Annotated in this window: 21 protein-coding genes and 2 pseudogenes; 14 read left to right on the top strand and 9 right to left on the bottom strand. The window is 73.2% G+C overall.

Translation table 11 applies throughout. The annotated features are described in order from the left end of the window. Positions 1 to 127: 127 nt before the first annotated feature. The 4 genes from ACFY7C_RS23610 to glgB all read left to right on the top strand — a co-directional run bounded on the left by ACFY7C_RS23610 (position 128) and on the right by glgB (position 7930). Entirely contained in the window at positions 128 to 2113 is a 1986-nt protein-coding gene (locus tag ACFY7C_RS23610; protein ID WP_389653919.1) for an alpha-1,4-glucan--maltose-1-phosphate maltosyltransferase, read from the top strand. Beyond that, a complete protein-coding gene (gene treS / locus ACFY7C_RS23605) occupies positions 2110 to 3822 on the top strand; it encodes a maltose alpha-D-glucosyltransferase (protein WP_389653917.1) in 1713 nt (570 codons plus the stop codon). Before ACFY7C_RS23610 ends, treS begins: the two co-directional genes overlap by 4 nt. A 243-nt stretch (positions 3823 to 4065) precedes the next feature. Further along, positions 4066 to 5415, top strand: coding sequence for a maltokinase (locus ACFY7C_RS23600; protein ID WP_389653915.1), 1350 nt, complete (start codon positions 4066 to 4068; stop codon positions 5413 to 5415). Positions 5416 to 5641: 226 nt separating this feature from the next. Continuing rightward, entirely contained in the window at positions 5642 to 7930 is a 2289-nt protein-coding gene (gene glgB, locus ACFY7C_RS23595) for a 1,4-alpha-glucan branching enzyme (protein ID WP_389653913.1), read from the top strand. Positions 7931 to 7987: 57 nt separating this feature from the next. Here the strand turns inward: glgB and ACFY7C_RS23590 are convergent, their stop codons facing one another. Continuing rightward, positions 7988 to 10222 (bottom strand): HelD family protein, encoded by a 2235-nt coding sequence (locus ACFY7C_RS23590; RefSeq protein ID WP_389653911.1) that lies wholly within the window; start codon positions 10220 to 10222, stop codon positions 7988 to 7990. Between the two features lie 132 nt (positions 10223 to 10354). Here ACFY7C_RS23590 and ACFY7C_RS23585 point away from each other — a divergent pair. The 3 genes and pseudogenes from ACFY7C_RS23585 to thrS form a co-directional block, all read left to right on the top strand. Continuing rightward, positions 10355 to 10624, top strand: a pseudogene (locus tag ACFY7C_RS23585) (DUF6817 domain-containing protein); the annotation flags it as partial. Between the two features lie 246 nt (positions 10625 to 10870). Continuing rightward, positions 10871 to 11281: pseudogene (locus ACFY7C_RS23580) on the top strand (S1 RNA-binding domain-containing protein); the annotation flags it as partial. Positions 11282 to 11575: 294 nt separating this feature from the next. Next, positions 11576 to 12817 carry a threonine--tRNA ligase gene (gene thrS, locus ACFY7C_RS23575; RefSeq protein ID WP_389653909.1) on the top strand — a complete coding sequence of 414 codons (1242 nt, stop codon included), beginning with the start codon at positions 11576 to 11578 and terminating at the stop codon, positions 12815 to 12817. A 77-nt stretch (positions 12818 to 12894) separates the two neighbouring features. Here thrS and ACFY7C_RS23570 read toward each other — a convergent pair whose 3' ends face one another. Both ACFY7C_RS23570 and ACFY7C_RS23565 read right to left on the bottom strand, forming a co-directional pair. Further along, complete coding sequence (locus ACFY7C_RS23570) at positions 12895 to 13863, bottom strand: nucleotidyl transferase AbiEii/AbiGii toxin family protein (RefSeq protein WP_389653907.1); 969 nt, start codon at positions 13861 to 13863, stop codon at positions 12895 to 12897. Continuing rightward, entirely contained in the window at positions 13860 to 14435 is a 576-nt protein-coding gene (locus ACFY7C_RS23565) for a hypothetical protein (RefSeq protein ID WP_389653905.1), read from the bottom strand. The genes ACFY7C_RS23570 and ACFY7C_RS23565 overlap by 4 nt, the downstream gene beginning before the upstream one ends. Before the next feature lie 106 nt (positions 14436 to 14541). Here ACFY7C_RS23565 and ACFY7C_RS23560 point away from each other — a divergent pair, with 106 nt between their 5' ends. Further along, a complete protein-coding gene (locus ACFY7C_RS23560) occupies positions 14542 to 15444 on the top strand; it encodes a squalene/phytoene synthase family protein (protein WP_389653903.1) in 903 nt (300 codons plus the stop codon). A gap of 29 nt (positions 15445 to 15473) precedes the next feature. On the opposite strand, the gene trxA is transcribed toward ACFY7C_RS23560, so the two are convergent. The 4 genes from trxA to ACFY7C_RS23540 form a co-directional block, all read right to left on the bottom strand. After that, positions 15474 to 15821 carry a thioredoxin gene (gene trxA, locus ACFY7C_RS23555; protein WP_389653901.1) on the bottom strand — a complete coding sequence of 116 codons (348 nt, stop codon included), beginning with the start codon at positions 15819 to 15821 and terminating at the stop codon, positions 15474 to 15476. A gap of 5 nt (positions 15822 to 15826) precedes the next feature. Then, complete coding sequence (locus tag ACFY7C_RS23550) at positions 15827 to 16294, bottom strand: MerR family transcriptional regulator (RefSeq protein WP_389653899.1); 468 nt, start codon at positions 16292 to 16294, stop codon at positions 15827 to 15829. 49 nt (positions 16295 to 16343) lie between these two features. Beyond that, positions 16344 to 17249, bottom strand: coding sequence for a nitroreductase/quinone reductase family protein (locus ACFY7C_RS23545; RefSeq protein WP_389653897.1), 906 nt, complete (start codon positions 17247 to 17249; stop codon positions 16344 to 16346). 107 nt (positions 17250 to 17356) lie between these two features. Then, a complete protein-coding gene (locus ACFY7C_RS23540) occupies positions 17357 to 17878 on the bottom strand; it encodes an Lrp/AsnC family transcriptional regulator (protein WP_389653895.1) in 522 nt (173 codons plus the stop codon). Between the two features lie 44 nt (positions 17879 to 17922). Between ACFY7C_RS23540 and ACFY7C_RS23535 the strand changes: the two genes are divergently transcribed. Then, a complete protein-coding gene (locus ACFY7C_RS23535; protein ID WP_389653893.1) occupies positions 17923 to 18849 on the top strand; it encodes an NAD-dependent epimerase/dehydratase family protein in 927 nt (308 codons plus the stop codon). Continuing rightward, positions 18849 to 19727, top strand: a complete 879-nt coding sequence (locus tag ACFY7C_RS23530; RefSeq protein ID WP_389653891.1) for an aldo/keto reductase — start codon at positions 18849 to 18851, stop codon at positions 19725 to 19727. The genes ACFY7C_RS23535 and ACFY7C_RS23530 overlap by 1 nt, the downstream gene beginning before the upstream one ends. A gap of 119 nt (positions 19728 to 19846) precedes the next feature. On the opposite strand, the gene ACFY7C_RS23525 is transcribed toward ACFY7C_RS23530, so the two are convergent. Beyond that, positions 19847 to 21265, bottom strand: coding sequence for a cation:dicarboxylate symporter family transporter (locus ACFY7C_RS23525; protein ID WP_389653888.1), 1419 nt, complete (start codon positions 21263 to 21265; stop codon positions 19847 to 19849). A 150-nt stretch (positions 21266 to 21415) separates the two neighbouring features. Here ACFY7C_RS23525 and ACFY7C_RS23520 point away from each other — a divergent pair, with 150 nt between their 5' ends. The 4 genes from ACFY7C_RS23520 (at position 21416) to ACFY7C_RS23505 (ending at position 25458) form a co-directional block, all read left to right on the top strand. Then, positions 21416 to 23152 (top strand): ATP-binding protein, encoded by a 1737-nt coding sequence (locus ACFY7C_RS23520; protein ID WP_389653886.1) that lies wholly within the window; start codon positions 21416 to 21418, stop codon positions 23150 to 23152. Beyond that, positions 23149 to 23859: a response regulator gene (locus ACFY7C_RS23515; protein ID WP_389653884.1), complete on the top strand. Its 711-nt coding sequence runs from the start codon at positions 23149 to 23151 to the stop codon at positions 23857 to 23859. Before ACFY7C_RS23520 ends, ACFY7C_RS23515 begins: the two co-directional genes overlap by 4 nt. Positions 23860 to 23912: 53 nt before the next feature. Then, positions 23913 to 24614 (top strand): helix-turn-helix domain-containing protein, encoded by a 702-nt coding sequence (locus ACFY7C_RS23510; RefSeq protein WP_389653882.1) that lies wholly within the window; start codon positions 23913 to 23915, stop codon positions 24612 to 24614. A gap of 100 nt (positions 24615 to 24714) precedes the next feature. After that, positions 24715 to 25458, top strand: coding sequence for a tyrosine-protein phosphatase (locus ACFY7C_RS23505; protein ID WP_389653880.1), 744 nt, complete (start codon positions 24715 to 24717; stop codon positions 25456 to 25458). A 16-nt stretch (positions 25459 to 25474) separates the two neighbouring features. Here ACFY7C_RS23505 and ACFY7C_RS23500 read toward each other — a convergent pair whose 3' ends face one another. Beyond that, complete coding sequence (locus ACFY7C_RS23500; RefSeq protein ID WP_389653878.1) at positions 25475 to 26599, bottom strand: helix-turn-helix domain-containing protein; 1125 nt, start codon at positions 26597 to 26599, stop codon at positions 25475 to 25477. Positions 26600 to 26686: the final 87 nt, after the last annotated feature.

Here is a 26686-nt window from a genome sequence, read left to right as displayed (position 1 = left end):
ACCCGCCATTCGAGTGAACGCGCACAGGAGCGGCGATGCCCGCGACCCACGGGCCGTCGACGGAGCTAGAAAGAGCGCACACCACCCGCACCCTCGCGAACCGTCAGGTGATGCCGTGAATCCGCTCATGGGACGTATTCCCGTACTGGACGTCCGCCCGCTGGTCGACTGTGGCCGCCGTCCCGCGAAGGCGGTGGTGGGCGAGACCTTCGAGGTCACGGCCACCGTCTTCCGGGAGGGGCATGACGCGGTCGCCGCCAATGTCGTGCTGCGCGGCCCGTCCGGCCGGCCAGGCCCCTGGACCCCGATGAGGGAGCTGGCGCCCGGGACCGACCGGTGGGGCGCCGAGGTCACCCCCGACGCCGAGGGGCTGTGGACCTATCAGGTCGAGGCGTGGAGCGACCCGCTGGCGACCTGGCGGCACACCGCCACGATCAAGATTCCCGCCGGGATCGACTCCGAACTCGTGCTCGCCGAGGGCGCCGAGCTGCACGAGCGGGCCGCCAAGGGCGTGCCGAAGAAGGGCGGCGGCCGGGAGGTCGTGCTCGCCGTCGCGGACACGCTGCGCGACGAGTCCCGGCCGGCCGCGGTCCGGCTCGCGGCGGCGCTCGCGCCCCGGGTCCTCGAGACCCTGGCCCGCCACCCGCTGCGCGAACTGGTCAGCGCCTCGCCCAGGTTGCCGCTCCGGGTGGAGCGGGAGCGGGCCCTGTTCGGTTCCTGGTACGAGTTCTTCCCGCGCTCCGAGGGCGTACGGAAGGTGCGGGGGCGGACGGTGCCGGGCACCTTCCGCACGGCGGCCGAGCGGCTGCCGGCGATCGCCGCGATGGGCTTCGACGTGGTCTACCTGCCTCCGATCCACCCGATCGGCGTCACCCACCGCAAGGGCCCGAACAACTCGCTGTCGGCGAGCCCGCAGGACGTGGGCGTGCCGTGGGCCATCGGCTCGCCGGAGGGCGGGCACGACGCCGTCCACCCGGACCTGGGCACGATCGAGGACTTCGACGCCTTCGTGGCCCGGGCCCGTGAGCTGCGCCTGGAGATCGCCCTGGACTTCGCGCTGCAGTGTTCGCCGGACCACCCCTGGGTGGAGAAGCACCCGGAGTGGTTCACCCACCGGCCGGACGGCTCGATCGCGTACGCCGAGAACCCGCCGAAGAAGTACCAGGACATCTACCCGATCGCGTTCGACAAGGACATGGACGGGATCGTCGCCGAGACCGTCCGGGTGCTGCGGCACTGGATGGACCACGGGGTGCGGATCTTCCGCGTGGACAACCCGCACACCAAGCCGGTGGTGTTCTGGGAGCGGGTGATCGGCGAGATCAACCGGACCGACCCGGACGTGATCTTCCTGGCGGAGGCGTTCACCCGGCCCGCGATGATGCACACCCTCGGCGCGATCGGCTTCCAGCAGTCGTACACGTACTTCACCTGGCGCAACACCAAGGAGGAGATCACGCAGTACCTGACGGAGCTCTCCGGGGAGGCCGCCGCGCACATGCGGCCGAACCTCTTCGTGAACACCCCCGACATCCTGCACGCCTACCTCCAGCACGGCGGCCGGCCCGCGTTCGAGGTGCGGGCGGTGCTCGCCGCCACCCTCTCCCCCACCTGGGGCGTCTACGCCGGGTACGAGCTGTGCGAGAACACCCCGCTGCGGGACGGCAGCGAGGAGTACCTGGACTCGGAGAAGTACCAACTGCGGCCGCGCGACTGGGAGTCGGCGGAGCGCTCGGGCGCGTCGATCGCGCCGCTGATCACCACGCTGAACCGGATCAGGCGCCGCCACCCGGCCCTGCGCCGGCTGCGCAACCTGACCTTCCACCACACCGACAACGACGCCGTCATCGCCTACAGCAAGCGTTCGGGGCCGAACACCGTCCTGGTGGTCGCCAACCTCGACCCCCACCACACCCAGGAGGCCACGGTCTCGTTGAACATGCCGGAACTCGGCCTCGCCTGGCACGAGACCGTGCCGGTGCGCGACGAGCTCACCGGCGAGACCTATCACTGGGGCAGGTCCGACTACGTGCGCCTAGAGCCGGGTGTCACGCCCGCGCACGTACTCGTCCTGCGACCGTCCCCGCAGACCGGAGGGTCACCCACATCATGACTGTCAACGAGCCCGTCCCCGACACCTTCGAGGACACGCCCGCCAAGGACCGCGATCCCGAGTGGTTCAAGCGGGCGGTCTTCTACGAGGTCCTGGTCCGCTCCTTCCAGGACAGCAACGGCGACGGCGTCGGCGACCTGAGGGGCATCACGTCCCGCCTCGACTACCTCCAGTGGCTGGGCGTGGACTGCCTCTGGCTGCCACCGTTCTTCAACTCACCGCTGCGGGACGGCGGCTACGACGTCGCCGACTACACCTCCGTGCTGCCCGAGTTCGGCGACCTGGCCGACTTCGTGGAGTTCGTGGACGCGGCCCACCAGCGTGGGATGCGCGTGATCATCGACTTCGTCATGAACCACACCAGTGACGCCCACCCGTGGTTCCAGGAGTCGCGCTCCGACCCGGACGGCCCGTACGGGGACTACTACGTCTGGGCCGACGACGACAAGCAGTTCCCGGACGCCCGGATCATCTTCGTCGACACCGAGACCTCCAACTGGACCTTCGACCCGGTCCGCAAGCAGTACTACTGGCACCGCTTCTTCTCCCACCAGCCGGACCTCAACTACGAGAACCCGGCGGTCCAGGAGGAGATCCTGTCCGCGCTGCGCTTCTGGCTGGACCTGGGCATCGACGGCTTCCGGCTGGACGCGGTGCCGTACCTGTACCAGGAGGAGGGCACCAACTGCGAGAACCTGCCCGCCACCCACGCCTTCCTCAAGCGGGTCCGCAAGGAGATCGACGACCACTACCCGGACACGGTGCTGCTCGCCGAGGCCAACCAGTGGCCGGAGGACGTCGTGGACTACTTCGGCGACTTCGGCTCGGGCGGCGACGAGTGCCACATGGCCTTCCACTTCCCGGTGATGCCGCGGATCTTCATGGCCGTGCGGCGCGAGTCCCGCCACCCGGTCTCCGAGATCCTGGCGAAGACCCCGGCGATCCCCTCCGGCTGCCAGTGGGGCATCTTCCTGCGCAACCACGACGAGCTCACCCTCGAGATGGTCACGGACGAAGAGCGCGACTACATGTACGCCGAGTACGCCAAGGACCCCCGGATGCGCGCCAACATCGGCATCCGGCGGCGGCTCGCCCCGCTGCTCGACAACGACCGCAAACAGATGGAGCTGTTCACCGCCCTGCTGTTCTCGCTGCCGGGCTCGCCGGTGCTGTACTACGGCGACGAGATCGGCATGGGCGACAACATCTGGCTCGGCGACCGGGACGGGGTGCGCACCCCGATGCAGTGGACCCCGGACCGCAACGCGGGCTTCTCGTCCTGCGATCCGGGGCGGCTGTACCTGCCGGCCATCATGGACCCGGTGCACGGCTACCAGGTGACCAACGTGGAGGCGGGGATGGCCTCGCCGTCCTCGCTGCTGCACTGGACGAAACGGATGATCGAGATCCGTAAGCAGAACCGCGCCTTCGGGCTCGGCTCGTACACCGAACTGCCCTCGTCCAACCCGGCCGTGCTCGCCTTCCTCCGCGAGTCCGCTCCCGAGGAGGGCATGGACGCCGATCTGGTGCTGTGCGTGAACAACTTCTCCCGGTTCGCCCAGCCGACCGAGCTGGACCTGCGCCGCTTCGACGGGGCGAAGCCGGTGGAGCTGATCGGCGGGGTGGAGTTCCCGCCGATCGGGCAGTGGCCGTATCTGCTCACGCTCGCCGGGCACGGTTTCTACTGGTTCCGCCTCAAGCAGTCCTGAAGTACCGTCAATTCAGTGCTGTCCCCTGTGGGGCGGTTTCCCCCGCCCCACTCTGGGCACTGTGACACACACGCTCACCCCTGTACTTCAGGTCCATACGGGCCTTCTTGCCGGGCCCATACGGATCTTCCCCCTCCGACACGTCCCGCACAGCCGGACAGCCGAAGCCGCCATCCGGGACACTCTGCGCATTTGAACACTTACGCATACCCCTTGCGCACCCCGGGGAAAGGACGCGATGCCATGCCGGAGACCGCATCCACCACCCGGGCCCCGGACGCCCTCCTACCGTCGCTCACACCCCTGCTGCACACCTGGCTGCCCCGGCAGCGCTGGTTCGCGGGCAAGGGCCGCCGGGTCACCGGGTTCACCCTGGACGCGGCCACCGAGCTGCTGCCGCTGGACGGCGCGGGACCCGGTCTCCTCCATCTGCTCGTACGGGTCGAACAACCCGGCCGGCCGGCCGGAACGCCCGCCGACTGCTACCAGGTACTCCTGGGCGTGCGCAGCCAGTTGCCGCCACGCCTCGCCCCCGCCCTGATCGGGCGGATCCGCCAGGGGCCGCTCGCCGGCCGGGCGGTCTACGAGGGCCTGCGCGACCCGCGGCTCGCCGGACTGCTCTACGAACGGCTGCGCAGCCCCGGCCGGATCGGCCCGCTGCGCTTCCACGCGACGGCCCCGCTGCCGCCCGTGCTGGCTCCCAGGGTCCTGGACGCCGAGCAGTCGAACTCGTCCCTGGTCTACGGAGATTCGTTCATCCTGAAGATCTTCCGCCGGGTCAGTCCGGGCGCCAACCCGGACCTGGAACTGCCGCTGGCGCTCGCCCGGGCCGGCTGCGCCCGCGTCCCGGCGCCGGTCGCCTGGTTCGAGACGGGCACGGCGACGCTGGGCGTGCTCCAGCCGTATCTGCGCGACTCGCGGGACGGCTGGCGCCTCGCCCTCGACGCGCTCGCCGACGGCAGGGACTTCACGCGGGAGGCGCACGCGCTCGGCCGGGCCACCGCCGAGGTGCACCTCGCCCTGGCGACGGCCCTGCCCACCGAGCGGCTGCCGCGCGACCGGGCGGAGCACCTGGCCGCAGCGATGGACGCCCGGCTGCACAGCGCCGCGCAGGCCGTCCCCGCGCTGCTGCCGTACGTGCCGGGGCTGCGGGCCGTGTTCGCGGCGGCCGGCGACTCCCTCGGCGCGGGCCGGCTCCAGCGCATCCACGGCGATCTGCACCTCGGGCAGACGCTGCGCGGCTCCGACGGCGCCTGGGCGGTGATCGACTTCGAGGGCGAGCCGGCGAAGCCGCTCGACGAGCGGCGCAGCCCGCAGCCGCCGGTGCGCGACATCGCCGGCATGCTCCGCTCCTTCGACTACGCGGCCCGCACGCACCGCCCGTGGAACGCCGAGTGGGCGGCCCGCTGCCGGGCCGCCTACTGCACCGGCTACGCGGAGGCCTCCGGCACGGACCCCCGCGACCACCCGGCGCTGCTGCGGGCCTACGAGACGGACAAGGCCGTCTACGAGGTCGTCTACGAGGCCCGCCACCGGCCGGACTGGCTCCCGGTCCCGATGGCGGCGATCCACCGCCTGGCGGGGGCGGAATGACCTCGGCCGGCACCCCGTGGGCGCGGCGACCGCGCCCCGGGTGCGGGGCCCACCCGTTCGGAGCAAGGGCCGGGCGCCCGTGGGGCGTCCCGCCTGCGGGGGAACGGACGGGGCCCGTTCGGCCGAGTGTCCCGAGCGGAACGCGCCGCGTTGCGCTTGCGTGGAAAGCGCCACTCCCCCGCCGCACCTCCCCCTTTCCCCTTCACCCCTTCCTGGAGGCATCCCAGTGACCGCCCGATCCGCAGGCAGGACAGCCCGCAAGCCGAAGACGCCCGCGCCCCGGGCCGAGGCCAAGCCGGAAGGCCAGGACCGGGCCGCCGTACGGAAGGCGCCACCGCTCGATCCGGGCGACCGGGCCCGGCTGCTCGCGGGTGAGCACCACGACCCGCACGGGCTGCTCGGCGCCCACCCGGTGCGGGGCGGGATCGCGGTGCGGGTGCTGCGCCCGTGGGCCCGGGAGGTCGTCGTCCTGGCGAAGGGGAAGCGGTACGTCCTGCACGACGAGGGCGACGGCCTCTTCACCGGCGTGCTGCCGCTGCTGCGCAAGGTCCCCGACTACGAGCTGCGGGTCCGCTACGACGGCGACGAGCTCGCGGTCGTCGACCCGTACCGCTTCCTGCCCGCCCTCGGCGAACTCGATCTGCACCTGATCGGCGAGGGCCGCCACGAGGAGCTGTGGACGGCGCTCGGCGCGCGGGTCATGACCCATCAGGGGGTGGCCGGCACCCGCTTCACCGTGTGGGCGCCGAACGCGCGCGGCGTGCGGGTCACCGGCGACTGGACGTACTGGGACGGCACCGCCCTTCCGATGCGTTCGCTCGGCTCGACGGGTGTGTGGGAGCTGTTCGTGCCGGGGATCGGCGAGGGCGCGGTCTACAAGTTCGACATCGCCCGCCCGGACGGCTCGCACACCCTGCGCGCCGACCCGATGGCCCGCCGCACCGAGTGCCCGCCGAACACCGCCTCGGTCGTCACCGCCGACCACCACGTGTGGCGCGACGAGGAGTGGATGGCCCGGCGCGGCGCCCGCCCGCACCACGAGTCGCCGTTCTCGGTCTACGAGGTGCACCTGCCGTCCTGGCGGCCCGGCCTGTCGTACCGCGACCTCGCCGAGCAGCTGCCCGCGTACGTCCGTGACCTCGGCTTCACGCACGTCGAGTTCATGGCCGTCGCCGAGCACCCCTTCCACGGCTCCTGGGGCTACCAGGTCACCGGCTTCTACGCGCCGACGGCCCGCATGGGCACGCCCGACGACTTCCGCTTCCTGGTGGACGCGCTGCACCGGGCCGGCATCGGCGTCCTCATGGACTGGGTGCCGGCGCACTTCCCGCGCGACGACTGGGCGCTGGCGGAGTTCGACGGGCGTCCGCTGTACGAGCACGAGGACCCGCGCCGCTCGGCCCATCCCGACTGGGGCACCCTCGAGTTCGACTACGGCCGCAAGGAGGTGCGCAACTTCCTCGTCGCCAACGCGGTGTACTGGTGCGAGCAGTTCCACCTCGACGGGCTGCGGGTGGACGCGGTGGCCTCCATGCTCTACCTGGACTACTCGCGCGAGCACGGCGAGTGGCTGCCGAACGAGTTCGGCGGGCGGGAGAACCTGGACGCGGTGGCGTTCCTCCAGGAGATGAACGCCACGGTCTACAAGCGCTGCCCCGGCGTGATCACCTTCGCCGAGGAGTCCACCGCCTGGGACGGGGTGACCCGGCCGACCGACCAGGTGGGTCCGGGCGGCTTCGGCGGGCTCGGCTTCGGCATGAAGTGGAACATGGGCTGGATGCACGACTCCCTCGGCTACGTGCAGAAGGACCCGGTGCACCGCAAGTACCACCACCACGAGATGACCTTCTCGATGGTGTACGCGTACAGCGAGAACTACATCCTGCCGATCTCCCACGACGAGGTGGTGCACGGCAAGCGCGCCCTGGTGTCGAAGATGCCGGGCGACTGGTGGCAGCGGCGCGCCAACCACCGCGCCTACCTGGGCTTCATGTGGGCCCACCCCGGCAAGCAGCTGCTCTTCATGGGGCAGGAGTTCGCGCAGGGCGCGGAGTGGTCGGCGGAGCACGGCCCCGAGTGGTGGCTGATGGACGAGACGTACCACTCGGCCGGTGACCACCGGGGCGTGCGGGACCTGGTGCGGGACCTGAACACGGTGTACACGGCGACGCCGGCGCTGTGGGAGCGGGACACCTCCCCGGAGGGCTTCCAGTGGATCGCGGGCGACGCGGCCGAGGACAACGTCTTCGCCTTCCTGCGCTTCGACGCGGCCGGCTCCCCGCTCCTCGCGGTGTGCAACTTCTCCCCGGTGGTGCGGCAGGACTACCGGCTCGGCGTGCCGGACGCCTTCGCCGCCTGGGCGGAGGTGCTCAACACGGACGCGGCCCGGTACGGCGGCAGCGGCGTGGGGGGCACCGACCCGGTGAAGACCGAGTCGGTGCCGTGGCACGGCCGTTCCGCGAGCGTGCGGATGACGCTGCCGCCGCTGGCGACGGTCTGGCTCAGGCCCGCGTGACGGGATCCGCCTGACCGGCGCCGCGTGACCGGCGACCGCCTGCTCAGGCCCGTCCGCTCAGGCCCGCCTGATGATGCCCAACCGCTGGGTGGCCCGGGTCAGTGCCACGTACAGGTCGTTGATCCCGTGCGTGGCGCCGGCCCGGATGCCGTCCGGGTCGACGACGAGGACCGTGTCGAACTCCAGGCCCTTGGCCTGGCGCGGGCCGAGCAGGACGACCGGGCTCGTCAGGTCGGGCCTGGGTCCGTGGGAGGCGTCGGGAAGGGCCGCGATCAGCTCCGGGTGCAGGTCCTCGGGCGCGATCACGGCGAGCCGTCCCTCGGGCCGCAGTTCCGCCGCCACCGCGTCGGCCGTCTCCTTCACGGGGTCCTCCACGGTGCGGTCCCAGGGCTCGACGCCCGTGGACCGCACCGAGCTCGGCGGCTCGAAGTCCGGGTCGGCCTCGCGGCGCACCTCGGCGGCCACCGCCATGATCTCGGCCGGGGTGCGGTAGTTGACGCCCAGCCGGACGAGCTCCCAGCGGTCCTGCACGTACGGCGCGAGGATCCGGTCCCAGGCACCGACGCCGGCCGGGTCGCCGGTCTGCGCGGGGTCGCCGACCAGGGTCATGGAGCGGGTGGGGCTGCGGCGCATCAGCAGCCGCCACAGCATCGCGGAGAGTTCCTGCGCCTCGTCGACGATGATGTGCCCGAACGCCCAGGTGCGGTCGGCGGCGGCGCGTTCGGCGGCGCTGCGGTGGTCGGCCTCCTCGTGGCGTTCGGCGAAGCGCTCGGCGTCGATGATGTCGTGCGCGGACAGCACCTCGGAGGCGTCCTTGTCGACCTCCTCCTTGTCCTCGAACTCGTAGGTCCGCGAGGCGTAGGAGACGTCGAGGACGCCCTGCGCGTACTGGATCCGCTTCTGCCGCTCGGCCTCCTCGGCGGCGCGGGCGGCGGCGTCGTCCGCGCCGAGGAGTTCGGCGGCCTCGTCGAGGAGCGGGACGTCGCCGGGGGTCCAGGCGCCGCCCTCGCGGCGGATCGCGGCGGCGTCCTCCTCGTCGAGGTGGGTGGGCTCGGCGAGGTAGTCGGCCAGGAACCGCTGGGGCGTGAGCGGCGGCCAGAGGGTGTCGAGGGCGCTGTGCACCTCGGGGTTGGCGGCGACGCCCTTGGCGAGCAGGGCGAGGTCGTCGGGGCCGAGGAAGTTGGGGCCGCCGTAGGGGTCGGCGCCGATGCGGTCGGCGAGCTGCTCGGCGAGCGCGTCGAGGATCGCGAAGACGAAGTAGGGGCGGGCGAGGTTGTGCGGGAGGAAGGTCTCGCGGGCCTTGTGCCGGGCTTCGAGTGCCATGTCCCAGTCGATGACCAGGTCGCCGTCCTCGTGCGGGACGACCAGCGGCGCGCCGCGCTCGGGGACCTGCTGACGGTCCCGTACGGCGTTCGCGAGCGCCTCGGCCATGGCGGCGGACCCCTTGACGGCGGCGGCGCGGGGCGTGTCGGTGCCGGTGGCGTGGACGCCGGGGAAGAGCTCGCCGGGGGTGGCGAGGAGGACACCGGTCTCGCCGAGGGAGGGCAGGACGTTGCCGATGTAGCCGAGGAAGGCCGGGTTGGGGCCGACGATGAGCACGGCCCGTTTGGCGAGCTGCTCGCGGTGGGCGTAGAGGAGGTAGGCGGCGCGGTGCAGGGCGACCGCGGTCTTGCCGGTGCCGGGGCCGCCCTCGACGACGAGGACCCCGCGGTGCGGGGAGCGGATGATGGCGTCCTGCTCGGCCTGGATGGTCTGCACGATGTCGTGCATGCGGCCGGTGCGGGCGGCGTCGAGGGCGGCGAGCAGCACCTCGTCGGCGTCGCGGTTCTCGTGGCCGGTGCGGGTGGCGTCGGCGAGGTCGAGGACCTCGTCGTGGAGCGAGACGACCTCGCGGCCGTGGGTGGTGATGTGGCGCCTGCGACGGAGCCCCATGGGCTCGTAGCCGGTGGCGAGGTAGAAGGGGCGGGCGACGTCGGCGCGCCAGTCGACGACGAGGGGGGTGCGCTGGGGGTCGTCCTTCCGGATGCCGAGGCGGCCGATGTGGTGGTCGCGGCCGTCCTGGAAGACGAGCCGGCCGAAGCACAGGCCGCTCTCGCCGGCATTGAGGGCGGCGAGCAGTCCGGACTGCTCGGCGACGAGCACGTCCCGCTCCAGCCGCGCCTGGGCGCTGCCCGCGCCGGGCGTGGCGAGGGCCGCCGCGACGCCGGCCTCGGCCTGGTCCCTGAGGGCGTCGAGTCGGGCGTAGAGCTCCGTGATGAATTTCTGCTCGTTCCGAAATTCTTCGGTTGACAATTCGACTCCCGCCGCGATACAGTGCCTTTATTGAATACGTGAGCGCGATTCACCTCGCACACGCAGAGCCAACCAATATAGTCGCCGAATTACCCCGCCTGTCAATTCTAGGTCGGGGTATTTTTGTGCGCCATGAGGAGCCATTCGGCAGCCCATGAGCTGCTCCGCGCCCACGGCGCCGACAGGATCGACCACCCGGGCGGCACCCTCCTGGCCCATCTGGACCGGGTCGAGGCCCGGCTCGCCGACTGGGGTGCCCGGGAGGAACTACGGCTGGCGGGCCTGTGCCACGCCTTCTACGGCACCGACGGCTTCGCCGAGAGCCTGCTGCCCCTGGAGCGCCGCGCGGAACTGGCGGCGGCGATCGGCCCCGCCGCGGAGGAGCTGGTCCACTTCTACGCGAGCTGCGACCGGGATTTCTCGTACCCCGGCCTGGCGAGCGACGACGGTCCGTTCCGGGACCGGTTCACGGGCGGGACGTTCGTCCCGACCGCACGGCAGCGGGCGGATTTCGCGGAGCTGACGGCGGCGAACGAACTGGACGTCCTGGCGATGAATCCGAAATTCCGGCAGCGGTACCGGGCCCCGCTGCTGCGGCTGCTGAACGGCTGGGAATCGCTGCTGAGCGAGCCGGCCCTCGCGTTCTCCCGCGCCCTGCTGTCGATGACGGCCGACGAGCGCCGCGCCTTCCTGCTCGACCTGCGCGAGGGCCAGGTCCTCTCGGGCCGGGTGTCGTCCATCGAGCCCTTCGGTGTCCTCGTCGACCTCGGCGGCGTGGACGGACTGGTCAACGCCGCCGAACTGTCCTGGGAGCGGTACGAGCGCTACACCGACGTCGTCTCCGTCGGCGAGGAGCTCCGCGTCGAGGTCCTCGACGTCGACCACGGCCGGGAGCGGATATCGCTGTCCCGCAAGGCACTGCTGCCGGACCCGTGGCCCGCCTTCGCCCGGGCGGCGCCGGGCCGGGTGGTGACCGGCCCGGTCACCAAGGTGGTGCCCTTCGGCGTCTTCGTCCGCGTCGGCGACGGGATCGAGGGGCTCGTCCACGCGGACGTGCTCGGCGGCCTGCTGCCCGCCGAGGGCGAGTAGCTGACCGTCGAGGTCGTCGAGGTCGAGATGCCGGCCCGCCGGGTGCGGCTGGCCCTGCGGGGATAGCCGACAAATGCCGGGCGCGCCGGGCCGGGACCTTGCTACGGTCTGCCGCATGAAGCGCGCTGCCGTCCTCACGACGACGCCGGAGAGTGTCCCGGCGCGCTGACAGCTGTCCTTGTCCGAAGCCCCGGGGCGAACGGCCCGGGGCTTCGCCGTGTCGGCGCCCGGGGTGATTTCCCCCGACCCACACGAGGAGTGACCATGAACGACTCCGGAAACGTCGTCGACCACCGCAGGCTCGGCCGGGAGCTGGACCTGTTCGACACCGATCCGCTGATCGGGGCCGGGCTGCCGTACTGGCTGCCCGACGGGGCCGCCGTGCGGGCCGCGTTGGAGGAGTACGTACGGGAGGCGGAGCGGCGGGCCGGGTACCGGCACGTGTACTCGCCCGTGCTCGGCAAACGCGAGCTGTACGAGATCTCCGGGCACTGGTCGCACTATGGCGACGACATGTTCCCGCCGATGGAGGTGGGCGGGGAGCAGTTCGTGATGCGGCCCAGTCTCTGCCCGCACCACGCGGTGATCTTCCGCTCCCGGCCGCGCAGCCACCGCGATCTTCCGCTGCGCATGGCGGAGTTGGGCGGCATGTACCGCTCGGAACTGTCCGGCGTGCTCGGCGGGCTCACCCGCGTGCGGGCCATCCAGCTCAACGACGCCCATGTCTTCTGCACCCTCGACCAGGTCGCCGAGGAGGCCGCCGGGGCGCTGGAGCTGATCCGGAGGGCGTACGCGGCGATGGGCATCGAGCCGGCCAGGTACCGGCTCTCGCTGCCCGGGCCGGGCGGGAAGTACGTCGCCGCGCCCGAGAAGTGGGAGCGGTCGACCGCCCTGCTGCGCGAGGTCCTGGACGCCTCCGGTCTCCCCTACGAGGAGGGGGAGGGCGAGGCCGCCTTCTACGGGCCCAAGATCGACGTGCAGGTCGCCGACCCGGCCGGCCGCGAGTCGACCCTGTCCACCGTCCAGGTCGACTTCCACCAGCCCGAGCGGTTCGACCTGCGCTACATCGGCCCGGACGGCGGCCGGCACCGGCCGGTGATGGTCCACCGCTCCGTCATCGGCAGCGTGGAGCGCGCCGTCGCCCACCTCGTCGAGCACCACGCGGGCGCCTTCCCCGCCTGGCTCGCCCCGGTCCAGCTCGCCGTCCTGCCCGTCTCCGACGCCGCCCGCCCGGCCGCCGCCCGCCTCGCCGACCGCTGCGCCGACCGGGGCCTGCGCGCCGAGGTCCTCGACCCGGACCGCGGCAGCCTGGGCGCCCGGATCCGCGCCTCCCGCCTCGTCCCGTACCAGGCGGTCATCGGCCCGAAGGAGGCCGCCGCCGACCAGGTCTCCGTCCGCCTCCGCGACGGTCGGCGGCTCGACCCGCTGCCGGCCGCCGAACTCGTCGCGCGGGTACGGGCGCTGGTGTCGGCGCACTCCACCGAGCTGTGGGAGGACATTACCTAGGCACCCGGCGACGGCGGCCACCGCCCGCCGCTCCAGGACGTCGCCCGACCGACGTGCCGGTCCGCCGCTCGCGTGTCCTACGGCGTGAAGACCGGGCCGAGGGCGGCCACCAGGCGTGCGGGCAGGTCCCTTCGTACGGACGCGGTGTCCGGGTGGTCGTGCGGGAAGCCGTCCCAGTCGACCTCGCGGGCGGCGTTCTCGAACATGCCCAGGTTCAGCGGCTCGTCCGGGAGGCCCGGCCACTCGTCCGCCTCGTGGAGGACGGTCTCCAGGAGGGCGAGCGGCATGGCGCAGGTCTCGGCGAGGAGGACGGCGTCGTAGAGGTCCTTGGCCTGCGGGTACATGTCGCAGCTCAGCCACATGAGCTTCCAGGCCAGGGACAGTTCGCGGTCCGCCGCCATCAGGCGTACGCCGGCGACCTCGGCCGGGCGGGGCGGGGCCGGGAGGCGCTCGTTGAAGACGAAGTCGAGCTGGACCTGGCCGCCGGGGAGGCCGGGGGCGCTCCAGGGGATGACCAGACGATGTCCGGGGACCCGCTCGTACGTCCAGATGTACTCGGACACGGCGTCCTCGGCGGACAGCCGGATTCCGGCGAGCCGTTCCCGGGCGAGCCGCTCGGCGGCCTCGGCGATGCCGTCGAGCAGGGCGCGGGTGCGGGGCTCCTCGATGTGCCAGGTGTCGGGGACGACGACGAAGTCGATGTCCTTGGGCGCGCGGGCGGCATCGCCGAACCAGGCCGACATCAGCATGCTGCCGCGCAGCACGAGGGAGTCCGCCCACGGGGAGCCGGCGACGGCCGCGAGCACGAGGTCGAGGGCGGTGCGGCGGGCGGCCTGCCAGCGGGCGCGGAGCGCGGGGTCGTCGACGACGTCGTCGACGGGCCGGAAGGCCTCGTCGAAGTGCTTGAGGGCGGGGTCGAAGACCCGGTGCCGTACGGCGGCGTCGCCGATGCCCGCGGTGAGGGTGCGGGGCAGCTCGTCCCTGCGGCGCACAAATGCGGCGCGGTCCTCGCCGGTCGTGCCCGGTCCTCCGGGGATCTCTCTCATACGGTCTCCTCCAGCCATCCCTCGTCCACGGACAGGTCGCTGTCGGAGAGCACGAACTCCCGCTCCTGGGCGACCACTTCGTATCCGGCGGCGCCCAGCGCGGCGAGCAGCCCGTCGCAGGCCCGGCCGGCGGCCGGCGCGGGGCCCCGGTGCCGCTGGGTCACGAAACGCTCGTGCCGTCCGCCCGGCCCCGGCAGCACCCGCCGGGCGTTCCACGAGACGTGCGCGCCGTGCGGCACCACGAGGCCTTCGAGCGCGGCACGGTCGTAGGCGGCGGGCAGCGCCAGCTTGAGGTGGTGCTCGTAGTAGCCACCGCCGGGCCCGGCGGGCTCCTGGCTCCACGGCACCGTCTCGACCTTGACCCGCACCGGTTCGAGACCGGCCGCCCGCAGCCCCGCCACGACCGCCGGGTGGCCGGTGCGGTCGGGCAGGGTCAGCATCGGCTGGACGGGCATCCGGCCCCGGGCGAGGACGATGGTGGTGACCTTCAGCCCCCGCTCCGCCGCCCATCGGTCCAGCCGGGCCCGCTCCCCCTCGGTCCGGCAGCGGACCGTCACATGCGTCTCGTACACCACGCCCCCTCGAACACCGGGCGAGTCTGACAGACGGACCGCCGGGCGCTCATCCCGGTTTCCGGTCGGCCGTAGGCTCGCAGCCGACGAACGACAGGAGACCCCCATGTGGAAGCGGGCCCTCGGGCGGGCCGGAATCGGCGAACCCCGGCTGCGCCGGGACTACACGGAGCAGCGGCGTGCGGTGCGGCGGTTCGCGCCGGCCGAGTACGCGGCCGCGCGGCTGCTGCTGCCCGCCGGGCTGCTGCCGCACGTCGTGGCCGCCGTCGCCTTCATGCACGAGACCGACGACCGGATCGACCGCGGGCCACGGGACGAGCGGGCGGCCGCGCTCGCGGAGTGGGACGGGCTCGTACGGAAGGCGTTCGCCGACGGCGACTCGGAGCTGTCGGTGCTGCGCTGTCTGACGCGCACCGCCGAGCGCCACCCGGACGTGCGCGGGCACGTGGAGGAGTTCCTGCGGGGGTGTGCGCGCGAGGTGGCGTGGCGGACGATCGCGGACGACGAGGAGCTGGATCGGTACGTACGGGAGTACTCCCTGCCCGCGCTGATGCTCACGGCCTGTCTGCTCGCCCCCGCGGAGCCGTCGGCGCGGGAGGCGTTCACGGCCCGTTGCCATGTGCTGATCCGCGCCATGCAGCGCTTCGACTTCCTGGAGGACCTGGCCGAGGACGTGCGCGCGGGCCGGCCGGGCGTCCCGGCCGACGCGGTGGCGCGCCACGGCGCGGACCTCACGCGGCCCGGTCCCGCGCTGGGCCGGCTCGTCGAGGAGCAGGCGGACCGCGCCGCGGCGGACCTGGTCGCGGCGGCCCCGCTGGTGGGCACGGTCGCCCCGGCGTACCGGCCCTTCGTGCGGGCCCTCACCGGGGTCCAGCGCCTCCGACTGGACGCGGTGCGCCGCGCCGGACCGGCGCTGGCCACCCGCCCGTCGGGCCCGCCGGCCCTGCGGGCGGGCGCCCTGCTGCTGGCCGAGACGGCCCGGGCCCGGCTCGGCCCGCGGAGCGCGTGATCGGCGCTGACCGACAGCGGCTGGGGGCCTTAGGACCGCACCGGTTCCAGGACGTCGGCGAGTTCCTCCAGGAGGCGGCGCTTGGGGCGGGCGCCGACCATGGAGCGCACGGGCTCGCCGGACCGGAACACCATCAGGGTCGGCATCGACAGGACGCCGTACCGGGTGACCGTCTCCGGGTTGGTGTCCGCGTCGATCTGCACGACCTTCAGCCGGCCGGCCTCCTCACGGGCCACGGCGGTCAGGACCGGGGCGAGCTGGCGGCACGGGCCGCACCAGTCCGCGGTGAACTCCAGGAGGACGGGCAGGTCGGCGCCGAGCACCTCCGTCTCGAAGTCGGCGTCGGTGACCTCGGCCACGCCTTCCGCTCGGATCATCGTCCTCATCCTCCCGTTGTCGTCCGTCGGTGTTCGCGGTCGCGGCCGATGTCCCGGCCGCTGTCGTGTGCGCCGTCGTGCTCGTGTCCGAGTTCGCAGCGCGGCTCCGGACCGCCCGGCAGTTCCGCCTCGGCCCGCAGCAGCTGCGCGCCGACCTGGTCGCGCACCGTCCGCAGCTGTGCGATGAGCCCGTCGAGCTCGGCGAGCTTGCGCCGGTAGACGGCGATCGACGCGGGGCACGCGTCGCCCGCCGGGTGGCCGGCCCGCAGGCACTCCACGAACGGCCGGGTCTCCTCCAGCTCGAACCCGAAGTCCTGCAGGGTCCGGATCTGCTGGAGGAGCCGCAGGTCGTCCTCGTCGTAGGTGCGGTAGCCGTTCTCCGTGCGCCGTGCGGTCAGCAGGCCCCGGGACTCGTAGTAGCGCAGAGTCCGCGGGGTCGTGCCCGCCCGCTCGGCCAGCTCGCCGATTCTCATGTCCCCGAACGTAAGCCTTGACGCCGACGTCAGGGCAAGCAGCGAGGGCTCAGGTCCCCTCCCGCAGCAGCGGGAGCACCTGTTCCTCCTCGTACGCGAAGTGCTCGTCCAGCTGCTTCGCGAGCCCGTCGAACTCCTCGCGCAGCTCCGCCGGATCCGCCTCGTCGAGGCGGGCGAGCAGGGCCTGGAGCTCGTCGAGGACCCGGGCGACCGTGGCGTGCTCGGCCGCGAGGCGGTCGAAGGCGCCGGCCTTCTCCGGATACTCGCGGGCCAGGTACGGGAAGAGCCCGGCGTCCTCGCCGCCGTGGTGGACGGCGAGGGCGGAGCAGAAGGTGAGGCAGTGCCGGCGCAGCCGCACCGTGAGGCCGGGGGCGTCCGCGGGCCGGGCGCCGAGGCCCTCGCGCAGGGCCTTCAGCTCGCCCCGCAGCCAGTCGTGGATCGCGACCAGCTCGTCGGCGAGGGCGTCGAGCCGGGTGGGCGGGGTGTAGTCGGAGACCGGGTCGCGGTAGAGCGCGACGACGGGGAGGACCCGGTCGGTGGCCTTCTGGTAGTCGGCGTAGCCGGGGGCGACGGCGACCACCTTCGCGAACAGCTCGTCGCGTTCGGCGCCGGTGGCGACGACGGCGGTGCCCTGCCAGGTGGCGATGCCGCCGGGGGTGGCCGCGTCCGGGATCTCCACGGTGACCCGTGGGTTCGCCAGGATGTTGCGGTACCAGTCGGGGTGCCGGTCGGAGCCGCCGGCGGAGCCGACCACGAGGAGGCGTTCGCCGTCCTCGCCGTCCTCGGCCCCGTCCCGGACGAAGCCGAGGGGGGTGGTGTGCGGGTTTCCGGACCTGGCGCCGGTGGTGGTCAGAAGGAGGAGCACCCATCCTTCGAAGGGGCCGCCGAGGCGGCCTGCGTGGGTGCGGAACTCGTCGATGATCCGGGTGTTGAAGTGGAGAGGCAAAGCCGTCATCCCTACTGCCCTCTTGCCTCCATGCCTCCGCTTTCCAGCGCGGACCGGCACGCGACGCGAGTCCCCTCATCTCAACCGTGCGCCCAGGAAGTTGTCAAGCGAGGCTGTCAAGCGCCGGGCGGCAGCAGCGGCTTCCGCTCGATGGGCGACGACAGCACGATGGAGGTGGTGGTGCGGCCGAGGGCGGAGGTCTGTTCCAGGATCTCCTCCAGGTGGACGGTGTCGGTCACGGCGACCTTGAGGATCCAGCAGTCCTCGCCGACCACGTGGTGGACCTCGCGGATCTCGGGGCGGGCGGTGAGTTCCAGGGTGCGGGGGTGCTTGAGGTTGTAGCCGCCGTGCGGGTTCACGCGGATGAAGGCCTGGATGCCGTAGCCGAGGCGGGCGGGGGCGACCTGGGCGCCGTAGCCGGTGATCGCGCCGCAGGCCTCCAGGCGGCGGACCCGCTCGGTGACGGCGGCGGGGCTGAGCCGGACGCGGCGGCCGAGCTCGCTGAGCTTGATGCGGCCGTCGCTCTGGAGCAGGTCCAGGATCTGCCGGTCGATGGGGTCGAAAGCGCCCGCCGTCGTTTCGACGGTGGCGGGGCGCGGCTGCCGTGGTTCCTTCGGCGGGACGGCCTGGACTCCCATGATTCCCCCTTCAGTTGGCGTGCGCTCAACGTAACACTTGAGCCATGGACGTTTTGATCATCGGCGGCAACCGCTATTTCGGAAAGCGCCTGATAACGCGACTGCTCGACGCGGGACATCGGGTGACCGTGCTCAACCGCGGCTCCTCCCCCGCCCCGGAAGGGGTCATTCCATTGGTGGCGGACCGGAATGATGAGGCCGCGCTGGAAAGGGCGCTGGCCGGGCGGAGTTTCGACGTCGTGGTCGATCAGGTCTGTTACACCCCGCGCCATGCGGACATCGCCCGAAGGGTCTTCGCCGGGCGGACCCGACGCTATGTGATGACCTCGACGGTGGAGGTGTACGAGTACGAGGACTCCGCCGCACCCGTCGCCGAGGACGTGCTCGATCTCGCCGCGCTGCCGGTGGACCTCGGCCTGCGGTGGGAGGACCCCGAGTTCCTGGAGGAGCACTACGGGGAGGGGAAGCGGCAGGCGGAGGCGGTGTTCGCGGCGGCCGGCGCGGGCTTCGCGTGGGCCTCGGTGCGGGTGGCGCACGTGCTGGGCGGCGCCGACGACTTCACCGGGCGGGTCGCGCACTACGCGGCGCGGATCCGCTCGGGCGAGCCGGTCGCGGTGCCGGTCGTGAACCGGCCGGCGACCTATGTGTACGTGGAGGAGATCGCCGCGTTCCTCTTCTGGGCGGCCGTCGAGGCGGAATTCGCCGGGCCGGTGAACGCGCATTCCCACGGCCCGCTGACGACGGCGGAGATCTGCGGGGAGATCGAGCGCCTGGTGGGCGGCCGGACCGTTTTCCAGGAGGTGGAGGTGGGTGAGGTGTCGCCGTTCTCCTTCACCCGTGCGTACGCGATGGACAATTCCCGGGCGGAGCGGCTGGGATTCCGTTTCTCGCATTCCTCGAAATGGCTGGGAACGGCGCTCGCCGAGACACTGCACGGGAAGCCCGCGGGCGATGCGGAGGTGGCGGTCTGATGCGGTACCGCATGCTCGGCGACACCGCCGTCAGCGCGATCGGGCTCGGCGCGATGCCGCTGTCCATCGAGGGCCGGCCCGACGAGGCCCGCGCCCTCGCCACCGTCCACGCCGCCCTGGACGCGGGCGTGACCCTGCTGGACACGGCGGACTCGTACCACCCGCCGGCCGGGGAGCCGGGCGAGAACGAGCGGCTCGTCGCCCGCGCCCTCTCCTCCTACGGCGGCGACCGGGACGCGGTGCTCGTGGCCACCAAGGGCGGGCGCGGCCGGAGCGCCGACGGCGGCTGGACGGTCGACGGCCGCCCGGAGCACCTGCGGCGGGCGGCGGAGGCCTCGGCGCGGCGGCTCGGGCTGCCGGCCATCGGCCTCTACCAGCTCCACAAGCCGGACCCGGCCGTGCCCTACGCCGAATCGCTGGGAGCGGTGCGCGAGTTGCTGGACGCCGGCACGATCCGACTGGCCGGCGTCTCCAACGTGGACCGCGGGCAGATCCTGCTGGCTCGGGAGATCCTGGGCGAGCGCCTGGTCTCCGTGCAGAACCGCTATTCCCCGGCCGTCCGCGACGGCGAACCGGAGCTGCGGCTGTGCGCGGAGCTCGGCCTCGCGTACCTGCCGTGGAGTCCGCTCGGCGGCATCTCCCGCAGCTCCCTCGACGGCACCTCCGCCCAGGAGGCGGATCCGCGGTTCGGCGCCTTCCACCGGGTGGCGCGGTCCCGCGGGGTGAGCGCGCAACGGGTGGCCCTCGCCTGGCTCCTCGCGCGCCCGGGGACGGTCGTCCCGATCCCGGGCGCGAGCCGCCCGGAGACCGCCCGCGACTCGGCGGGTGCCGCAGAACTGGCCCTGACAGCGGAGGAGTTGGCGGAGCTCGGCGAGTGAGCCGAAGCGCCCCGGAACCGGGCCACGAGAACGAAGGAAACGCCCCCGGCGCTCGCGCGTTCGGGGGCGTTCCGCGACCGGGGCCCGGATCCGGCTCAAGGCCCGGGACCCGGGGCTCGTCAGACGCCGGCGCGGGCCTTCTCGTCGCCCTCGTCGGCGCGCAGGTCCGCGCGCTGGTCCGGGACGGCGGAGGGGTCGGCCGAGTCGGCGGGGGCGCCGTGGCCGTCGTCGACCAGGGTGGTCTCGTCGAAGGGGATGCGGCCGGCCAGGACCTCGGTCACCCGGGCCTTGTCGATCTCCTTGGTCCAGGTGCCGACGAGGACGGTGGCGACGGCGTTGCCCGCGAAGTTGGTGAGGGCGCGGGCCTCGCTCATGAAGCGGTCGATGCCGACGATCAGGCCGACGCCGTCGACGAGTTCGGGGCGGTGCGACTGGAGGCCGCCCGCGAGGGTGGCCAGACCGGCGCCGGTGACGCCCGCCGCGCCCTTGGAGGCGATGATCATGAAGACGAGGAGGGAGATCTGCTCGCCGACCGACAGCGGGTCGCCCATCGCCTCGGCGACGAACAGCGAGGCCATCGTCAGATAGATCGCGGTGCCGTCCAGGTTGAAGGAGTAGCCGGTCGGGACGGTGATGCCGACCACCGGCTTGCTGACGCCGAGGTGCTCCATCTTGGCGATCAGGCGCGGCAGCGCCGACTCGGAGGAGGAGGTGGACAGGATCAGCAGGAACTCGCGGCCCAGGTACTTCAGCAGGGTCAGGATGTTGACGCCCGCGACCAGCCGCAGCAGCGCGCCGAGGACCACGAAGACGAACAGCGCGCAGGTGACGTAGAAGCCGATCATGATGACGGCGAGCGACTTGAGGGCGTCCACGCCGGTCGCGCCGACCACGGCCGCGATCGCGCCGAACGCGCCCACCGGGGCGGCCCACATGATCATGGCGAGGATGCGGAAGACCAGCCGCTGGATGTGCCCGATGCCGCGCAGCACCGGCTCGCCGGCCGAGCCCATCGCCTGGAGCGCGAAGCCCGCGAGGAGCGCGACGAGCAGGGTCTGGAGCACCTCGCCCTCGGTGAAGGCGGAGACCAGGGTCTTGGGGATGATGCCGAGGAGGAAGTCGGCCGTGCCCTCGCTCGCGCCCTCGGCCTGCTTGGCCCCGGCCTCGGCCAGGTCCTTGGTGAGGTGCAGGCTCGAACCGGGCTCCAGGAGGTTGCCGACGAGCAGGCCGATGGCGAGGGCGACCGTCGACATCACCATGAAGTAGCCGAGGGCGAGGCCGCCGACGGCGCCGACCTTGGCGGCCTTGCGCACCGAGCCGACGCCGAGCACGATCGTGCAGAAGATGATCGGCGAGATCATCATCTTGATCAGGTTGACGAAGCCGGTGCCGAGCGGCTTGAGCTCGACGGCGACTCCGGGCGCCAGGAAGCCCACGGCGATGCCGAGCAGGACGGCGCCGATCACGGCCAGATACAGATAGTGGGTGCGGTCCCGTCGTGCGGCCACGGGGTCCTCCTCGTACTCAGGGGTGTCCACGTCCCGGTGGATCCCCGCGACTATCCACCAGCCTGTGACCCGGGTCACCCTTGCGTACGTTTCGTTCACGACCGAAGCGTTCGTCTCGTTCCAGGAACGATTCGAGCAGCCGTTTCGAGCTGCCCCGCGGTGCCCGGCACACTTGCTCGCATGCGTCTCCACCTGCCCCGACCCCGCAGCCTCGCGGCCCAGCTCTTCGCGATGCAGGTCGTGCTGGTGGCCGCCGTCGTCGCGGGGTGCGCGGCCTTCGCGTACGTGACGGACCGCGCCCAGGCGGAGGAGACCGCGCGCCGCCAGTCGACGGCGACCGCGACGGCCGTCGCCGAGTCGCCGGCGGTGGTGGCCGCGGCCCGCTCGGCGGACCCGACGGCCGCGCTCCAGCCGTACGCGGAGGCACTGCGGGGCCGCTCGGGCGTCACCTTCGTGGTGATCATGGCACCGGACGGGACGCGCTGGACGCATCCGGAGCCGGAGCAGATCGGCCGGACGTACCTCGGGCACATCGGTCCGGCCGTGCGCGGCGAGACCTTCTCCGAGATCCACAGGGGAGTGCTCGGCCGCTCGGTCCGCACGGTCGCGCCGGTCGTCGACCACGAGCACGGCGACCGGGTGATCGCCCTGGTCAGCGCCGGCATCACCATCGAGAAGATCAGCGAGCAGGTGCGCGAGCAGGTCACGGCGCTGCTCGGCATGGCGGGCGCGGCCCTCGCGCTCGGCGGCGCCGGCACGTACGTGATCAACGCCCGGCTGCGCCGGCACACCAAGGGCATGAACGCGACCGAGCTGAGCCGGATGCACGACTACCACGAGGCCGCGCTGCACGCGGTGCACGAGGGCCTGGTGATGCTGGACGGGCAGCGCCGGATCGCGCTGATCAACGACGGGGCGCGGGAACTCCTCGGTCTGGCCGGGGCGGACGGCGACGACGTCGTCGGCCGGCCGGCGGCGGACCTCGGGCTGCCGGCGTCGCTGACGGGGGCACTGCTCGCCTCCGAGCCGCGGGTGGACGAACTGCACCTGACCGACGAGCGGGTGCTCGTCGTCAACACCCGGCCGGTGGTGGGCGGCGAGCGCCGCGGCACCGTCGTCACCCTGCGGGACCGGACCGAACTCCAGGCGCTGTCGGGCGAGCTGGACTCCGAGCGGGGCTTCACGGAGGCCCTGCGCTCCCAGGCCCACGAGGCGGCGAACCGGCTCCACACCGTGGTCTCGCTGATCGAACTGGGCCGGGTCGAGGAGGCCGTGGGCTTCGCCACGGCCGAACTGGAACTGGCGCAGGCCCTGACCGACCGCGTCGTCACCGCCGTCGGCGAACCGGTCCTCGCCGCCCTGCTCCTCGGCAAGGCCGCGCAGGCCAACGAGCGGGGCGTGGAACTGGTCCTGACCGAGGACAGCCGCATCGACGACGGCGTCCTGCCGGTGTCGCTCCCCTCCCGCGACCTGGTGACGATCCTCGGCAACCTGATCGACAACGCGGTCGAGGCGGCGGGCGAGGCTCCGGGGGACCCGGTGGGGCCCGGCCTGGGCGGCGCGGTCCCGGCCGCCCGGGAGGCCGGGGCGCTCGCCGAGGCGCCGGCGTCCGCGGACGGCGGCAGGGGCGCACGGGTCCGGGTGACCGCGCTCGCCGAGGGCGGTGAGCTGCTGCTGCGGGTCGGGGACAGCGGGCCCGGGGTGCGGCCCGAGGACCGGGAGGCCGTCCTGGACCGCGGGTGGTCCACCCGGGGTCCCGGTCGCGGGCTCGGGCTCGCTCTGGTGCGCCAGGCCGTGACCCGCGCCTGCGGCAGCCTGACCCTGGCGGAGTCGCGCCTCGGCGGGGCGGAGTTCACGGTCCGGCTGCCGCTCGCGGGAACCGCCGCGCGGCGGACCGCCGTGGAGGTGGGGGCATGAGCGAGCCGGGCCGGGACATCCGGGTGCTGGTGGTCGAGGACGACCCCGTCGCCGCCGACGCGCACGCGCTGTACGCGGGGCGGGTGGCCGGTTTCGCCGTGGTGGGGGTGGCGCACTCGCGGGCGGCGGCCGTGCGGCTGCTCGAGCGGACGCCGGTGGACCTGATCCTGCTGGACCTGTACCTGCCCGACGGGCACGGGCTGCAGCTGCTGCGGGCGCTGCGCGCCGCCGGGCACGCGGCGGACGTGATCGCGGTGACCTCGGCACGGGACCTGGCGATCGTGCGGGAGGGCGTGTCCCTCGGCGTCGTCCAGTACGTCCTGAAGCCGTTCACCTTCGCCACCCTGCGTGACCGGCTCGCCCGGTACGCGGAGTTCCGGGCGACGGCCGGCGAGGCCTCGGGCCAGGACGAGGTGGACCGGGCGCTCGCGACCCTGCGCGCCCCGCAGCCCGCCGCGCTGCCGAAGGGGCTGAGCGGGCCCACCCTGGAGGCGGTGACCCGTTCGCTGCGGGCGGCGCCCGAGGGGCTCACCGCGGCGGAGGCGGGCGTGGCCGTCGGGATCTCGCGGATCACCGCCCGCCGCTACCTGGAGCACCTGGTCACGGCGGGGCGGGCGGCCCGCGCCCCGCAGTACGGACAGATAGGGCGCCCCGAGCTCCAGTACCGGTGGCTCAGCGCGACGGACGGCGCCACTCGCGGTTACTGATCAGTTCCGACGTTCCTACGACCTTGAGGCTTTGGGGGAACGCACCGTAGCCAATGATCACACTCCGCATCTACGGTGGCGGCGTGCACCAACCCTCTCCCCCTTTCCACGCTCTCGCCGCCCGCCGTCTGCGCGAGGGCCTCGGCATGGGTCCCGAACACGTCGCCTACGGCCTGCGCGCCCAGTACGGCCTCTTCATCAGCCCGGAAACCGTCGTCGCCTGGGAACGCGGCCGGCTCGCCCCCACCTCGCAGGAGCTGACCGCCCTCGCCGGCGTGCTGTGGTGCTCCCCCGCCGAGCTCCTCGCCGCCGCCACGACCCTGCGCGAACACCGGATCGCCCGCGGCCTCGCCCCGGAGGACCTGGCGCGCCGGGTGGGCCTGGACCCCGCCGCGTATCTGCGCATGGAGGAGTCGGGCCGCTGGCGCGGCAACGACCGCCAGACCGCCGCCCTCGCCGAGGTCCTCGGGCTGCGCCCGCGCGAGCTGCTCACCGCGACCGGCGGCGACGAGCAGCTCGCCACCCTGCTGCGGGACGCCGCCACGACCCGCTGGCAGGCCTACGTGAAACCGGTCGTGAAGCTGCTGCCGCTGTCGAAGCGGACCGTCGAGGACGCCCTCCAGCGTCTGCACGCCGAGTACCACGCCAAGGTGACCGCCACCAGCAGCTGGGGTGCGTCGGGCGCGACGGCCGACACGAGTCGCGCGTACCTGGACGAGATCACGGACCACTTCTGGGCCGCCGTCGGCCCGTAGCCCGGCCCCGGCCCCTACCCGGTCCCCTCTCCGTCTCCCTCTCCCCGTCCCTCTCCCTGATCTTGTCCCCGTCCCCGGTCCGCGCCTCTAGATTGGCCGGGTGAGACGACACATACCTTTCGCACGGCTCCACAACTTCCGTGACCTGGGCGGCTATCGAACCGCCGACGGCGGGAGCGTCCGGTGGGCGACCCTCTACCGCTCCGACTCCCTCGCCAAGCTCGCCGGCCCCGACGCCCGCGCCGATCTGGAGCGCTTCCGGGAGCTGGACGTGACCACCGTGATCGACCTGCGCTATCCGTGGGAGATCGCCGCCAAGGGCCGCCACCCCGAGACCGAGCCGCAGACCTGGCACAACCTGAGCATCGAGCACCGGCCGTACGACCAGGCCGAGATCGACCCGGACGTCGACCCCTGGCGCTACCTCGCCGACCGCTTCGCCGAGGTCGCCCTCGACGGCGCCGCCGAACTGCGCGAGGCCCTGGAGATCATCGCCGCGGCCGAGGGGCCGCTGGTCTTCCACTGCGCCTCCGGCAAGGACCGCACGGGTCTGCTCGCCGCCCTGGTCCTCGGCCTGCTCGACGTGCCGGACGAGGAGATCCTCGACGACTTCGCCCTCACCGAGCTCGCGACCGAGCGGCTCGTCGCCGACTGGAAGGCCGCCCACCCCGGCCGCGTGCTCCGCTGGCCCGGCTACGGCCGCGCGCCCGCCACCGTGATGCGGCTCGTCCTCGCGGACCTGCGGGCGGAGTACGGCTCGGTGCGCGGCTACGCCACCGGCCACGTCGGTCTCGACCCGACGGCGATCGAGGCGCTGCGCGCCCGCCTGGTGGAACGGGTCTAGGCAGCCGCCGAGGCGGCTAGGCCGTGTCCCTGCGGTCGAAGCTGAAGAGCTGGCCCCGGGCGTGCGGGGTGCAGGGTGCCTGGGCCAGGCGGGACCATTCGGCCGTGGGGTCGCCGACGACGGTGACGCAGGCGCCGGGGGTCGCGGAGCCGGCCGGGCGGATGCGGTAGCCGGTGACGGGGGTGCCGTGCGGCTCCAGGGTGAAGCGTTCGACGCGGGTGGGGTCGCCGCACTCGGAGTCCTCGAGCGCGGCGTCGGGTATCCGGCCGCCGGAGGGGATCCCGGAGCAGCCGGGGCCGTAGTCGGGGTGTCGCGAGACGATCCGCCAGTGCTCGCCGGTGAGCCGTTTCAGCTCGTACGCGGGGATGTCGGCGCCCGCGCAGGGGCGCTGGTGGATCTGGCCGCTCCTGTTGCCCCGCCGCTCGTTCAGGCACAGGTCGGAGCCGATCACCCGGATGTGGACCGGCCCTTCGGCGGGGGCGGTCAGCGCGGGTCCGGCGCGATGGGCCGGGGTGCGGTGGGCGGGGGTGCGGTGGGCCGGGGTGTCCTCGCGGAGGAAGGCGACGACGCTGACGGTGGCGAGGACGAGTCCGGCGACGGCGATCGCGGCGACCAGGGTGCGGCGCAGCCGGGAGCGGGTGCCCGTCGGCTCCTCGGGGCCGGGCGCGTCGGCGGGCGGCGCCGCCACGGCGCCGGCGCCGGGCCACTCGGGCGGCGCCTCCCCCGCGTCGGCGGCTCCGATGGCTGCGGTGGCTTCCGTGTTTTCGGCGGCTGCGGCAGCGACTGGCTCCGCCTCCCGGTCCGGCACGTCCGGCCCGTCCGGCCCGTCCGCCTCCCGGTCCGGCTCGCGCACTCCCCTGGTCGCGAGCTCCTTCCGTACCGCCTCCCATTCCAGCGCCGCCCCCGGGCCGACCCCGCACGCGCGCACGAACGCGGCGAGGAGCTCCTCGCGCGGGACGGTCGTGCGGGCCAGCATGTTGGCGACGGTGGAGCGGGGCAGGACGTCGCCCCGCGCGTCGGCGCGGGCGGCCAGCTCGCGGTAGGTGAGGCCGGACCAGGCCCGCAGGGCCTGGAGCCGCGCGATGAACTCTGCCGGGTTCCGCGCCTCCCGCGGGTCGGGAGCCGTCTCCCCCGTCGTCATGCGCGCCGCTCCCCTCGATCGGACACCGGCCCGGACCGGGTTGGGACATGTCCGGGACAGGCTCAAGCCTTGTTGATCCCGGGGCTG

The organism is Streptomyces sp. NPDC012769 (assembly GCF_042901205.1).
Taxonomy (GTDB): Bacteria; Actinomycetota; Actinomycetes; order Streptomycetales; family Streptomycetaceae; genus Streptomyces.
Note: the sequence above shows the minus strand (reverse complement) of the source record. Positions and strands in the feature narration are given on the sequence as shown.